The organism is Idiomarina sp. Sol25 (assembly GCF_033052775.1).
Lineage (GTDB): Bacteria > Pseudomonadota > Gammaproteobacteria > Enterobacterales > Alteromonadaceae > Idiomarina.
Genome location: NZ_JAUPEW010000265.1, coordinates 1 through 231 on the forward strand (window position 1 = coordinate 1; position 231 = coordinate 231).

Below are 231 nucleotides of genomic sequence, written 5' to 3' on the forward strand. Positions count from 1 at the left end.
GCTCTTCGTTGTAGGTAAGAACGACGACGGCAAGGTCAGCCATGGCGCGTCCGGTCAGTTCGAATTGAAGGGTAGCATTGTATCCGACGGCTCGATCGATCGGGGCAAGGCCAAAGGGGCCTGCTACGCAACCGCCTATCTATCGTCGCAATACGCATTGGACCGCTTCCAATGCCGAGAATTGGCGCGTGGCGCGTCATTGGGCCATCGCGTCGCGGTATAGCGCCAATG

At 58.9% G+C, this 231-nt stretch carries 1 protein-coding gene; it reads left to right on the forward strand.

Going from position 1 to position 231, the window contains the following annotated elements; genetic code table 11:
• On the forward strand, nt 1-223 hold a 223-nt coding region (locus Q5L94_RS14230; RefSeq protein WP_317498996.1), incomplete at its 5' end, for a hypothetical protein.
• Between the last annotated feature and the right edge of the window lie 8 nt (nt 224-231).